Origin of the sequence: Cystobacter fuscus (genome assembly GCF_044360685.1) — a bacterium.
Taxonomy (GTDB): domain Bacteria; phylum Myxococcota; class Myxococcia; order Myxococcales; family Myxococcaceae; genus Cystobacter; species Cystobacter fuscus_C.
The window spans coordinates 415111-429049 of sequence record NZ_CP043491.1 but is presented as its reverse complement, the minus strand read 5'-3'; the positions used below and the strand labels follow the sequence as shown (position 1 = coordinate 429049).

The following is a 13939-nucleotide window of genomic DNA, read 5'->3' as shown; positions in this document are numbered from 1 at the left end:
CTCCCTGCCCCTTCCACGACCACATAGGCAATGGGGTGTCCGCTTGGTGGGGCGTTCCAGCCGGCGCGGACCTCAAGGGAGTGGGTGCGAGCCAATCCCATGCCGACCCACGCAAGAAAAGTGCTCACCTTCGCAGCCAGGTGATTTGGGCGACTCATCCAAAGACAAGCCGGAGCCCCCAGCCTGTGCTCATCACACACTCCCCTCAGACAATGACCCATGTCTCCTTGGCGAGTTCCAAGAGGCGCTCATGCCGTGCCTTGATCTCCGCAACCGACCACTCTGGCTGATCACAAACCTCCTTGGTGAGATCGAAGGACACATTCTTGCTCCGCTCCTTGTAGATCTTCTTCTTACGATCGAAGCCGTAGTACTGCGCTCTATAGTTCTTACGTCCGCTGAGCAGCGCGAGATTTCCAAGGCGGTGCAACCACAAGCCATGCTGCTCATCCGAGAAACGCTCCTTCCAATAAGCGTCCTTGAGGGCCTGCGGAAGTACATGCTCGATGGTCAGGAGCCCGCTGTAAGTCTTTGTCACCGACTCATCTTGTGCGGCATCCTCGAGCCGCAGGAGCACGGCAGTGTCGAAAGGCATTCCATAAAGCTCCCCATCGAGCAACCCGAGAAACTCTGTGTTCTGCGCGTTCCTGCGGAAGATCTGCCGGACTTCATCCGCGTCCTTTCCCTCTCGGATCGCATTAATGAGCTGGTAGTACACGGTGAGCCGTGCAGTTCGGCCAAGCCGACGCACCCAGTTTTGCATCGTAATCTTCTCGAGCAGATTGGTGAACTCAGCCTCCGACAAGCCCTCAACAGGTTTGTTCAAGTACGCCAGGAGAGGAGCGATCCATTCATCGTATTCGACGCGCCACAACGCATTCAAAGCTCTGAGTGTAGAGACATCGTTGAACTCGCAATCCACAATGCGCACATAGTTCTTGGCCGAACCGATGACCTTTTCAAGAAACGCGAATGGCCCACCTTCGGTCGCTTCGATAAGGGGCTCGATCTCCTCGTGCAACGCCCGGCGCGCCTTCGCAGCCAGAACGGACGTGCGGTGATGACTGAAGAATGCATCGAGGCGTTCGATGCCGAGTTCCTCCTCCAATTCGAGCCATCGCTCTTCAAGTTCCTCGCTACGATTCGCATGTCCTTCAAGGTGGCTGAAGAGGGAGTTCTTGATGAGGTCAGCGTTGGAAAGAGGCATGCCTCGCGCATTCAGGACGTTGAAAAGGCGATAAGCGGATTGCAATGACTGCGTCGTAACGAAGACGACGTAAACCTTCGACAGCAGATAGTTGGCGAACAGCTTGAGTACCTGCTGGCTCTTGCCCTCGCAAAAGGCATCGACGGCCTCCAGGTTCTCAATCAGGCGAAGCTGGGGCACATCGAGATTGTCCTTGTTTCCACCAGGGAGCGGTTGACCCTCGAGTACGTACTTGCGAAAGAAGGATTGGTCGCTCTTTCTCAGTAGTAAGCGAGGAGTCTCTGCTTCTCCAGTCAGCACATTGCGCGGAAGAATGCGCTTGCCGAGCTCGACCTTCGCCGCATCATCTGAGATATGATCCCGCAGACGAGCGAAGATGAGGTTCAATGTGGTCAAGCGCTGCTGTCCATCCACCACATCGTAGCGGCGATCGTGCTCCTTCTCGATGGTGATGAGCGACCCGATGAAGTACTCGGTAACATTGCCCTCGTAGGCCTCCCATATGTCCTCGAGAAGTTGAAGGACGTTTGCTTTTCTCCAAGAGTAAGGCCGCTGGTAGGGCGGGATTTCGTAGCGGATTTGCTCCGTCAAGATCTTGGATATGGTGCGTTCTTCGGCTTTCATAAGGAGTTCCCCTCTTAATTAGTCGCGGACGCAGGCGATAGTACGAGGCGCGAAGTTCTTCATTCTGCTGCGTCAGATTACTCCACCTGAGGTCCACGTACGAAGATGGATAATGCCGCCCCAGCAGGGGCCTTCAGAGCGGACTTCTCGCGAGCACCGAAAGCAGCCCGTCGAGCCGCAGCGTCCAGAACCCGGACAAAGCCCTCTCGCCAAGTACGTTACGTCCATGATCCCCAATCCTCGCTCCGAATTGCTCATGCCCTGAAGGCCGTGCACCCTCCCCTCCTACGACCATGCTCCCACTGCGTGTCTGCATCGATGTCGCCGATCTCGACCAGGCCCTCGCCTTCTACACCCAGGCCCTCGGTCTGACGCCCGGCCGCCGCCAGGGCTCCGACTGGGTCGAGCTGCTCGGGGCATCCTCCCCCATCGACCTGCTCGCCAAACCCTCCGGAAGCCCACCCCACCCGGGCGCCTCCTCCCCGCGCGACTACCGCCGGCACTGGACCCCCGTCCACCTGGACTTCACCGTCACCGACCTCGACGCCGCCGTGCTCCGCGCCCAGGCCGCCGGTGCCACCGTCGACGTGGGCATCCAATCGTTCCCCTGGGGCCGCATGGCCAATCTCGCGGACCCCTTCGGCCATGGCTTCTGTCTCCTGGAGTTCCATGGCCGGGGCTATGACGCGCTCGCCGGCCCCTGATCGAGGAGCGAGCACCCATCCAGGCCCCGCCTCGCCCTGGATTGCCCGGACCCTCACTCCTGGACTATCCCCATCCCCGATGCCCGCCGTCCCGGCCCTCCTGCTCACCCTGTTCCTGGCCACCGGCGCCGGAGCCACGCCCCCTCGCCCCCTCCCCTTCTCCGAGCGCGTGCCCGACGAGGCCCGCGTGGAGCGCGTGCTTGGCTCCCTGTCGCTCCGGGACAAGGTGGGGCAGTTGCTGCTCGCCTACCCCCAGGTGGGCAAGGACACCCCCGTCGAGGTGGGCGGCGTGCTCTTCGTGGGCGGCACCCTGCGCAAGCCCGACGCGGCCCGCGAGCGCATCCGCTCGTCCCGGGAGCGCGCCCGCATCCCCCCCTTCTTCGCCGTGGACATCGAGGGCGGCGGCTTCAACCGCCTCTCCCGGCACGCCGCGCTCAAGGAGCTTCCCCTCGCTCGGGACATGGCCGCTCTGGAGGACGCCCAGGTGGAGGACTGGGGCCGGCGCGTGGGCGAGGCCATGCGGCAGGTGGGCCTCAACATGAACCTGGCACCCGTGTTCGACGTGGCCCCCACGGGGCACATGTCCCGCAACGGGCGCGCCTTCTCCGGCGAGCACGAGGTCGTCCAGCGCAAGGCCACCGCCTTCGCCCGCGGCCTCTCCCGCGCCGGCGTGGTCTCCATCGGCAAGCACTTCCCGGGCTATGGGGACCTCGACGCGGACTCGGACCATGTGCGCGCCCTCGCCGACTGGAGCCAGGAGCGCGTGCGCCACGAGGCCTCGGCGTTCCGCGCCGCGGACCGCTTCCTCGGCGGGGTGATGATGTCGAACATCGTCTACACCGCCTTCGGCCCGGCCCCCGCCATCCTCGAGCCCTCGCTCGTCGCGCTGGCCCACGAGGGCGGAGGCCTCTCGGTGACGGACGACGTGGCCATCCAGGCCCTCGCCGCGCACCTGGGCACCACCCGCGAGGAGGTGGTGCGGCGCGCCTTCCTCGCGGGCAACGATCTCATCCTCACCACCGAGCCCCCCGACTGGTCCGGCGGCCTGGACTACTTCGGCATCCTCACGGAGCTGGTGGGAACGGACACGGAGAGGCTCGGACGCCTGGACGCCGCGGTGCGGCGGGTGCTGCGCCTCAAGGACCGGATGGGCCTGCTGGACGGACGCTGAGTCCTACGGGGCAGTCCCGTGACGGGCGGCGCCGGCATGGCATGATCGCCCCACATGTCGACTTCCGCACCCGCCCCGACGCCGTCCCCGGTCCAGGTCGAACTGCTCACCGCGCCCACGCTCACCTTCGCCATGGAGCAGAGCGGCGTGCCCCTCATCCGGGACGTGCTCCTGCGCAACACGAGCGACACGGCGCTCGGGCCCACCGTGCTCGAGGTGCGGCTGGAGCCGGACCTGGGCGAGCCCCTCCGGGTGCCCGTCCCCCCGCTGCCCGCCGGAGAGGAGACGAACCTCGGGGTGGTGGATCCCCGCCCGCCCCCGGGGCGGCTGCGCTCCGTCCTCGAGACCGAGCGCGCCCAACTGCGCTGGACGTTGCGCCGGGAGGACACGACGCTCGCCGAGGGCGCATCGGACGTGGAGGTGCTGCCCTACAACCACTGGCCCGGGGCACGTGCGCCGCTGGGGCTGCTGGCCACCTTCGTCACGCCCAACCACCCCGTCATCCCCGAGCTGCTTCAAGACGTGCGGCGGCTGCTGGAGCAAGCGGTGGGCGACGGGGCCCTGTGTGGCTACCAGAAGCGCGACCCCCTGCACGTGCACACCCAGGTGGCGGCCCTCTACGAGGCGGTGCAGGCGCTGGGGCTCGGCTACCGGGAGAGTCCCCCGAGCTTCGAGGAGCGGGGACAGAAGGTGCGCCTGCCGGATCAGCTCCTGCGAGAGCGCGCGGGGTGCTGCCTGGATCTGACGCTCTTCTTCGCCTCGGCGCTCGAGGCCATGGGCCTGCACCCGTTGCTCGTCCTCATCGAGGGCCATGCCTTTCCCGCGGTGTGGCTCATCGACGAGCGATTCCCCGAGGGCCTCGTCGAGGACGCCGCGCGCCTGCGCAACCTCATCGCGCTCGGCCACCTGCTGCCCTTCGACTCCTCCACCGCCGTGGACGCGGGTCGGCCCATGCTCGACCAGGCCATCACCGTGGCCAAGGAGCACCTCCAGGACGACGCGCGCTTCACCGCCGCGCTCGACGTGCGGGTGCTCCGGCTCGACCGCTACCGGCCCCTGCCCCTGCGCGCCGTGGAGACGCCCGCGCCCCAGCTCGCGGCCTCCCCCGGGGAGTCCCACGCCCGCATCCGCACCCTGCTCGAGCGCGCCGCCACCACGCCGCCCGTCACCGAGGACAAACCCGCCTCCGCCCAGGTCGTCTCGCGCTTCAGCAAGTGGAAGGAGAAGCTGCTCGACCTCACCCTGCGCAACAAGCTGCTCAACTTCCGGCTCGACACCCAGGGCGCCCTGCCGCTGCACGTGCCGGACCTCGCGAGCTTCGAGGACCTGTTCTCCAGCGGCGAGCCCTATGAGCTGCTGCCCGCCCCCGAGGAGGACCCCCGGGACGGACGCACGGCGAAGTTGCAGCGCGCCCGGGGCACCGAGGAGGAAGTCGCCGCGCGCCGCCTGGAGGACCTGGGCAAGGGAAAGCTCCACTCGCCCCTGCGCGAGGCCGAGCTGTGGAACCGCGCGCGCAACCTGGACCGCACCGCGCGCACGGACCTGGAGGAAGGCGGAGCCCAGACGCTCTACCTGGGCATCGGCATGCTGCGCTGGGTGGCCGAGGGAGATCCGACGCCGCGGCTCGCCCCACTGCTGCTCTACCCCGTGGCCTTCCGACTCGACCGCGACCGTCAGCGGCTGGGCCTCACGCGCCTGCCGGAGGAGCCGCTGGGCAACGTGACGCTCGCGGAGAAGCTGCGGCGTGACTTCGGCCTCGACGCGAGCTTCCTCACCCAGCTCGAGCCCGACGAGAAGGGCCTGGACGTGGCGGGCATGCTGCGCGCCATGCGCTCGGCCATCCAGAGCCGGCCGGGCTGGGAGGTGCTGGACGAGGCGCACGTGGGCCTCTTCACCTTCACCAAGTTCCTCATGTGGAAGGACCTGGAGGACAACGAGTCCGTCCTGCTCTCCAACCCGCTCGTGCGCCACATCGCCGCCGCGGGCACCTCGGCGCCGCCGGTGAAGGGGCGCGAGTTCCACCCCGAGCAGCTCGACACCGAGCTGCCCGCCGCCGAGCTGCCCTGCGTCGTCAACGCGGACTCCACGCAGATGGCCGCCGTGGCCTCGGCGCTCTCGGGGCGCTCCTTCGTCCTCCAGGGCCCTCCCGGCACGGGCAAGTCGCAGACCATCACCAACCTCATCGCCGCCGCGCTCGCCCGGGGCAAGAGCGTCCTCTTCGTCTCCGAGAAGATGGCCGCCCTGGACGTCGTCCACCGCCGCCTCGAGGACGTGGGGCTCGGCGACTTCTGCCTGGAGCTGCACAGCCACAAGAGCAACAAGAAGGAGGTGCTCGCCTCCTTCGGCCGCGCCTACGAGCGCACCCGGCGCACCCCCGAGCCGCCCTGGCAGGCGCGCTCGCGCGAGCTCACCACCACGCGCGAGGACCTCAACGCCTACGTGCGCGCGCTGCACCACCCCTGGCCGCTCGGCCTGAGCCTCTATGGCGCCACCAGCCGGCTGCTCTTCCTGCGCGAGGCCCCCGAGGTGCGCCTGTCCCTGCCCGCTCCCCAGGAGCTGACCGAGGCGCGCTTCCGCGAGGCCCGCGCCGAGGTGGAGTCCCTGGCGAGCACGCTGCGCGCCGTGCAGGCGCTCGGGGAGCACCCGTGGGGAGCCGTGCGCGGCCTCACCTGGTCCAACGCGCTGGAGGAGCAGCTCGAGCGCGCCCTGGACGAGGCCCGCGCCGCGCTCGACGGCGTGGAGAAGACGGCCGCGCCGCTCGCCGCGTCCCTGGCCCTGGAAGTGCCCGCCTCCACCCAGGCGCTGCGTCCGCTGCTGGAGCTGGCCGAGGTGCTCGCCAGTGGGCCCGTGCCCGCCGTGGCCCTGCTCGATGACGCCTGGCCCGAGGTGGCGCGGCGCACCCAGGAGCACGCCCTCGCCCTGCGCGAGCAGTCGTCGCGCGAGAGCCAGCTCGCCTCCCGGTGGAAGCCCGAGCTGTTCTCGCTGGAGCTGCCCTCCCTGCACGCCCTCTTCCTCAAGTGGGCCCGGGCCTTCTTCCTCTTCGCCCTCTTCTTCCTGTGGAGCGCGCGCAAGCAACTGGCGGCGCTCGCCACGCGCGGACTGCCCGGCAACCCGGAGATCGAAAAGGACCTGTCCACCGCCCTCAAGGTCGTGGAGAGCCGGCCGGTGCTCGCCTCCCAGGCCCGCTCGCTCTCGGGCGTCCTGAGTGGCGTGCCCTCCGAGTTCATGGACCACCCCGAGGCGCTCGAGGCGCTCGGCCAGCGCGTGCTCCAGGTGCGCGCCCTGCGCGAGGCCCTCGGCGTGAAGCGGGTGCAACTGCCCTCGGACGCGGCGTCCCGCGAGGTGCTGGCCGCCCAGGCCCTGGCGCTGCGCACCGCCCTGGGCAGGCTCGCCCAGGCCGAGGAAGCCCTCGCCGGAGGGCTCCAGGCGCGCCCCTGGGAGCCCCTCACCTCGCCTCGCCACCGTGAGTCGCTCCGCCAGCAGGTGGACGCGTGGAAGGCGGGCCTGCGCGGTCTGCGGCCCTGGTGCCTGTACCAGGCCCAGGCCGAGAAGCTCCGGACGCTCGGCCATGGACGGTTCGTGGACGCGGTGGAGGACCAGGGCCTGCCCGCGGACACCCTGGAGCGCGCCTTCGAGCGCGCGGTGCTCTCGGCCTGGACGCGGGCGCTGCGGGACGCGGAGCCCGTGCTGCGCGACTTCGAGGGCACCACCCACGCGGGGCGCATCGAGCGCTTCCGCCGGCTCGACGGGGAACACGTGCAGCTGTCCCGCCAGCACGTCATCGCCTCGCTGGAGCAGAAGCTGCCCACGGGGCTCGCCGCCGCCGCCGACAGCTCCGAGCCCGGCATCCTCGCGCGCGAGCTGCGCAAGAAGGCGCGGCACATGGCGCTGCGCAAGCTGCTCGCCTCCATTCCCCAGCTCTCGCGGCGGCTCAAGCCCTGCTTCCTCATGAGCCCGCTGTCCGTCGCCCAGTACCTCCCGGCGGATGGGCGGCGCTTCGACCTGCTCGTCTTCGACGAGGCGTCACAGATCGGCACCCACGACGCCATCGGCGCCATCGCCCGGGCCGATCAGGTCATCGTCGTGGGCGACTCCAAGCAGCTCCCGCCCACCACGTTCTTCACCCGCGGCGAGGACACCGAGGCCGTCCCCGACGAGAACGACGTGCTGGAGCTGGAGAGCATCCTGGAGGAGGCGCTCGCCAAGCAGTTGCCGCAGCAGATGCTCGGCTGGCACTACCGCAGCCGCCACGACAGCCTCATCGACTTCAGCAACCGGCAGTACTACGAGGGCCGCCTGCACGTGTTCCCCGCCGCCCGGGCGCGCGTGGAGGACCTGGGCGTCAAGTGGCACCCGGTGCCCGACGGCGTCTACCAGTCGCGCACGAGCGGCAAGACGGCCGCCATCAATCCGCGCGAGGCCCGGGTGCTGGTGGACGAGCTGGTCCAGGCGCTGCGCCGCCACGCGCCGCACGAGCGCACCTTCGGGGTGGTCACCTTCAGCGTGGTGCAGCAGCAGCTCATCCTGGAGCTGCTCGACGCCGAGCGGGCGCGCTTCCCGGAGATCGAACCCCACTTCGCCTCGGCCGAGCCGGTGTTCGTGAAGAACCTGGAGAACGTGCAGGGCGACGAGCGGGACGAGATCTTCTTCAGCATCTGCTACGCGAAGGACGACACGGGCAAGCTGCGCATGCACTTCGGCCCGCTGAGCCGGGCGGGCGGCGAGCGGCGGTTGAACGTGGCCATCACCCGCGCGCGCTGCTGCCTGCGGGTGTTCTCCACGCTGACGTACGAGCAGATCGACCTGACGCGCACGGCGGCCGTGGGAGCGCGCCACCTGCGCGAGTTCCTGCGCAAGGCGGCGGAGGCGGCGTCCCCGGTGGCCCATGCGGCCGAGCGCAAGCCGGAGGGCGCGCTGGAGACCGAGGTGGCCGAGGCGCTGCGGGGCCTGGGCCACACGGTGCACGCGGACGTGGGGAGCGGGGGCTACCGGGTGGACCTCGCGGTGGCGCACCCCGAGCGGCCGGGCGAGTACGTGCTGGGGGTGGAGTGTGATGGGCCGCACTACCGCTCGGCGGCGAGCGCGCGGGACAGGGACAGGCTGCGCGCGGAGGTGCTCCAGGGGCTCGGCTGGCGGCTGCACCGCGTGTGGTCCTCCGACTGGGCCAAGGACCGCGAGGCCCAGGTGAAGGCGCTCGGGACGGCGGTGCGGGACGCGCTGGAGGCCAGCAACCGGCCCGTGGCGCCCGCTCCTTCCGCGCCAGCACCAGCACCAGTGGCCGAGGCAGCCCCCGCCGAGGAGGCTCCGCCCGAACCAGAGGCGCTCCAGGACGAGGCCCGGGCCGTGCGGCCCTACGTGCCCACGAAGCTGCCGCCGGTGAAGGCGGGCACGGACTTCTTCGCGCCCACGGCCGCCACGCGCCTGCGCGAGCAGATCCACCTCGTCTTGGAGCAGGAGGGGCCGGTGCACGAGGAGCTGCTCGCGCGGCGGCTCTTGGAGGCCTGGGGGCTGCAGAAGCTGACGCCCCGGGTGCGCCAGCGCATCGAGGAGCAGGTGGCGGAGCTGACGAAGCGGGGGGCGGTGCTCGAGCGGGGCGATTTCCTCTGGTCGGGAGCGAACGGCCCCGAGCGCTACACGGACTTCCGGGGAGCGCACCCGGAGCGCGAGGCGGCGCAACTGCCCGCCGAGGAGGTGGCCAACGCGGCGGCCTGGGTGCTGTCCCAGGCGCTGTCGCTCGGCCAGGAGGACCTGCTGCGCGCGACGGGCAAGCTCTTCGGGGTGCAGCGGCTCACGCGCACGGTGCTGCCGGTGTTGCAGGAGGGCGTGAAGCTGCTCGCGAGCCAGGGCCGGTGCGCGGTGGAGGACGAGCGCGTGGTGTGGAAGGGTTAGGCCCCGAGGGGAACTTACATGGCATTCCAGAGAGAAGAGCGTGAGGGCGGAGAGGTCCGGCTGAAGAGCGAGCGGTGCACGTTCATCTACTGGCGGCCGAGGCCAGGCGTGGTGGTGCTCCGCATCGTGGGGGAGGATCGGGGCGAGTTCGGCAACACCCCCATGGACGAGCTGCGCGGGGACATCAGCCGCTATGCCCCCCTCGAGCTGTTCATCGAGATGGAGGACTCGGCGGAGGCCAGGCTGCCCGTGCAGGAGGCGTGGACCGAGTGGTTCAACACCCACCGCTCGGCGCTCAAGAGCGTGAGCATCCTCACGCGCAGCAAGTACATGCACTTCTCCGCCGAGATGGTGAAGTTCTTCTCCCGCACGGGCGAGCTCATCCGCGTCTACCTGGAGGAGGCGCCCTTCGAGGAGGCCCTGCAGCGCGCAGCCCCCAGTGCCCGGAGGCCGCGCACGTAGACGTCAAGGCGTGGCGGCGCTGATCTCCATGAGCGCCTGCTCGAGCGCATGGCGCAGGGCGGCCCCATCATTGGCCCGGAAGAAGCTGCCCTGACCGGCCAGGGCAACGCTCTGGAGCATGGGGTGGGAGGAGCCGTAGCCCACGACATACGTGCGCACGCGCTGGGTGCCAGGCCAATACCCGCGCAGGTCCGCGTGCGAGAGGAAGAAGGCCACGTCATCCATGAAGTTCTTGTTGCCCGCCGCCAGCCCCGTGGGCCAGTTGTAGTCGGTGTAGTCGCAGTCCGCCTTCGTGGCCAGGACGCCGGGGCCCATCTCGAACTGGTCGCAGTAGTTGACGCCACCCGAGTTGGGATTGTGCTCGGGATCGACCGGATCGAACGTGAGCGGCGTGCCGTCCGGGTGCTGGGCCCCCTGCGCGATGAGTAGCTCCATCATCTTCGTGATGGGCACCGCGTTGTCGGAGCGGGGCTCTCCCCCCGTCACCACGATGATGGCGTTGGCCTGCTCCAGGAAGCACATGGACCGGTTATCTCCACCCGGCTCGAAGCGCTGGCCCGGAAGGATCATGCCCGTGAAGGAGTCGAAGTAGGGCGCCTTGAGCCACTCATCCGAGGCCTTCGCGTAGCTGGCACCGCTCAGATATGCCCCATAGGGGCTGTCGTACGTCCCACCATTCGGCAGGCCCGGCCAGCCCCAGGAGGGAGTGCCCACGGGCTGGGTGAACCAGGAACTCCACAGGCCATCCAATCCTTGCGAGGAGAAGTAGCCGCCCAGGCCGAAGAGGGCCTCACCCAGGGAGCGCTCGTTGTGCCTGAACAACGTGCTGTTGACGGCCTTCATCAACAGGGGTCGATCGAGAGAGGCCTCGTTGATGGCAGGCACGGACTTGCTACAGCCCGGACGCACGTCCGCGAGCATCCAGGGTGGGTCGAACCAGCCACGGTCTCCGCCGAAGGAGGCCACGCCCATGCGCACGTGGCTCGCCGTCTGGAGGACGTCCTTGAGCACCTTGCGAGCCACCACGAATCGGGGCGGGCGCAGGTTCAAGATGCGGCCGCTGACGATCCATTTGCGCTTGGCCTCTTGGGGCAACGGCGGCTCGTCCTTCGCCCGTGGTGGACCCAGCATCCCGAACTTGTCGTTGATGTCCGCGGGCACGAGAGGGCCGCGCCACCATCCCTTGGTCGTCAGACACGCCACGCACTCATTGTGAATGGGGGTGTTCAAGTATTTGATTTCGGCTTGCCACATCTGCCGGCAGGCGACCACGGGGTCGGCGGTCTTCGCCATGCTCTTGAACTGCGGTCCCAACGAGTACGGAAGCTCTTCCGTCTGCCAGGCGATCCGCCGGCCCCGTGAGTGATAGAAGCTGGCGGAATCGAAGTAGGGATCGACCAGATCGGGGTCGCTGTCATAGACCACCGAGCCATTCTTCGCCGGATCCTGGCTGCCCTTGTCGAACCAGCTCATCGCCTCGACGAGCGCGGGATCCGTGCAGCCCGTGTTGATGGAATGGCCGTATTTCGGGTCATTGTAGCCCAAGTCACCCGCCTTGGCTCCCGTGGTGGGAGAGGAGCCTGGAGTGAAGGCCTCGGGCAGGGAGGTGGGGAAGTCCTGCATGGACTCACTGTTGTCCAACAGGAAGATGACATTGGCGGGAAGGACGATGTCGTCAGGGGCCTGCGCCTGACTGGCGAGCGGCAGCAGCCCCACCGCTCCCATCATCCCCCCGAGGACCAGACTCCGCTTCGCACCGCGATTCCACCGGTTGTTCATGGTGTGGCCACTCCAGGCTCGCGAGGAGGCAGTTCCGGCCCCCGCCGCGCGTGTTGCCCCATCACTACGTCACGCACGTCAAGAGACGCCAAGCCCTTGGACAAGGCCGACAACTGGTCTCTCGGCTCGATGAGGCCCGGAAAGTGCCAGACCGCGGTGACGGCAGCGTGACCGCACTCCATGGCAAGGCGCTGTTCTGGCCATCACGCGGGCGTCACCGCCGGATGTGCGTCCCTTCCACGTCAAGAGACGCCAACGGCCCCCGGAGGAGGCCGAGCGCTGGCCTCCTCCGGGGGCGTCTTCACTTCATATCCGCCAGGAACTCAGGGCGTGGCGGCGCCAATCTCCGCGAGCGACTGCTGGAGCGCGTCGCGCAGGGACGTCGTGTCGTCGGCCCGGAAGAAGCTGCCCTGGCCCGCCAGCGCGATGCTCTGGAGCATGGGGTGGGAGGAGCCGTAGCCCACCACGTACGTGCGCACGCGCTGGGTGCCGGGCAGGTCGCCTCTCAGGTCCGTGTGCGACAGGAAGAAGGCCACGTCATCCATGAAGTTCTTGTTGCCCGCCACCTGTCCGTGCGGCCAGTTGTACTCGGTGTAGTCGCAGTCCGCCGTCGTGGCGCCGACCAGGTGGCAGTAATTGACCCCCCCTGTGTCCACGTCGGGATAGACCCTGGGATCGAGCGGGTTGAACCAGAGCGGCTCGCCGCTCGGGTGCCGGGCCCCCTGTGACACGAGGAGGCTCATCATCTTGGTGATGGGCACCGAGTTGTCGGAGCGAGGCTCGCCCCCCGTCACCACGATGACGGCGCTGGCCTGGGTCTCGGAGCAGATGGAGCGCTGGTCCCCCCCTACCTCCCAGGGCTGGCCCGGATAGAAGTAAGAAGTCTGGGTGGACTCGTCGTAGTAGGCGAACGGCGCCTTGAGCCACTCATCCGAGCCCTTGCCGTAGCCAACACCAAACTGATTGCTGAAATAGGGACTGTCGTAGGTCCCGCCCCTCGGCTGGCCCGGCCAGCCCCAATTGGGAGTGCCCACGGGCTGGGCGAACCAGGAAGTCCACCGGCCATCCACCCCTTGCGAGGAGAAGTAGCCGCCCAGGCCGAAGAGGGCCTCTCCCGTGGAGCGCTCGTTGTTGTGGAAGAGCGTGGTGTTGACGGCCTTGGCCAGTTGGGCGCGATTCAACTGGGTCTCGTCGAAGGGGGAGGACGCGCCGCAGCTCGGGCTCACCTGCGCGAGCATCCAGGGCGGGTCGAACCAGCCACGGTCTCCGCCGAAGGTGGCCACGCCCATGCGCACGTGGCTCGCCGTCTGGATGACGTCCTTGAGCACCTTGCGGGCCACCACGAACTTGGGCGGGCGCAGGTTCAAGACGCGGCCACTGACCACCCACTTGCGCTTGGCCTCGGGGGGCAGCGGCGGCTCGTCCTTGGCCCGCGGCGGCCCCAGCTTCCCGATCCTGCTGTTGATGTCCGCGGGAACGAGGGGACCGCGCCACCAGCCCTTGGTCTGCAAGCAGCTGATGCACTCGTTCCAGATGGGCGTGCCCGTATACTTGCTGCTGTAATCCCACACCTGCCGGCAGGCCCAAGTGGCATCGGGGGTGCTGCTCAGGGTCTTGAAATCCGGCGACAGCGAGTACGGAAGCTCTTCCCTCTGCCAGGCGATCCGCCGGCCCCGCGAGTGATAGAATTGGGCGGGCGCGAAGGTGGGAGAGGTCAGATCGGGGTCGCTGTCATAGACCACCGAGCCATTCTTCGCCGGGTCCGCGCTGTCCTTGTCGAACCAGCTCATCTCGGCGACGAGCGCCGGATCCGAGCAGCCCGTGTTGATGAAGTGACCGATGTCCGGGTCATTGTAGCCCGGGGACCCCACCGTGGTCCCCGTGGTGGGCGAATAGCCCGGCGTGAAGGCCTCGGGCAGGTACGTGGGAAAATCCTGCATGGACTCGCTGTTGTCCAACAGGAAGATGACATTGGCGGCAGACTGCGCCTGGCTCGCGAGCGGCAGGAGCCCCACCGCTCCCAACACTCCCCCGAGCACCAGACTCCGCTTGGTACCGCGACTCCAACGGCTGTTCATGATGTGACCACCCCAGGTCCGCACG

The 13939-nt window shown here is 68.4% G+C and carries 7 protein-coding genes; 4 read left to right on the top strand and 3 right to left on the bottom strand.

The genetic code is table 11. From position 1 onward, the window contains the following. Window positions 1–205: 205 nt before the first annotated feature. A complete protein-coding gene (locus F0U63_RS01730; protein WP_395842998.1) occupies window positions 206–1831 on the bottom strand; it encodes a DUF262 domain-containing protein in 1626 nt (541 codons plus the stop codon). 293 nt (window positions 1832–2124) lie between these two features. On the opposite strand from F0U63_RS01730, the gene F0U63_RS01725 reads away from it, so the two are divergent. From F0U63_RS01725 to F0U63_RS01710, 4 genes are all read left to right on the top strand, one after another. Further along, window positions 2125–2535: a VOC family protein gene (locus F0U63_RS01725; RefSeq protein WP_395842996.1), complete on the top strand. Its 411-nt coding sequence runs from the start codon at window positions 2125–2127 to the stop codon at window positions 2533–2535. Between the two features lie 79 nt (window positions 2536–2614). Next, window positions 2615–3706: a glycoside hydrolase family 3 N-terminal domain-containing protein gene (locus F0U63_RS01720; RefSeq protein WP_395842994.1), complete on the top strand. Its 1092-nt coding sequence runs from the start codon at window positions 2615–2617 to the stop codon at window positions 3704–3706. Window positions 3707–3760: 54 nt separating this feature from the next. Further along, window positions 3761–9595, top strand: a complete 5835-nt coding sequence (locus F0U63_RS01715) for a DUF3320 domain-containing protein (RefSeq protein ID WP_395842992.1) — start codon at window positions 3761–3763, stop codon at window positions 9593–9595. Window positions 9596–9613: 18 nt separating this feature from the next. After that, entirely contained in the window at window positions 9614–10057 is a 444-nt protein-coding gene (locus tag F0U63_RS01710) for a hypothetical protein (protein ID WP_395842990.1), read from the top strand. 3 nt (window positions 10058–10060) lie between these two features. Here F0U63_RS01710 and F0U63_RS01705 read toward each other — a convergent pair whose 3' ends face one another. After that, complete coding sequence (locus F0U63_RS01705; protein WP_395842988.1) at window positions 10061–11836, bottom strand: hypothetical protein; 1776 nt, start codon at window positions 11834–11836, stop codon at window positions 10061–10063. Window positions 11837–12159: 323 nt separating this feature from the next. Beyond that, entirely contained in the window at window positions 12160–13914 is a 1755-nt protein-coding gene (locus tag F0U63_RS01700; protein WP_395842986.1) for a hypothetical protein, read from the bottom strand. Between the last annotated feature and the right edge of the window lie 25 nt (window positions 13915–13939).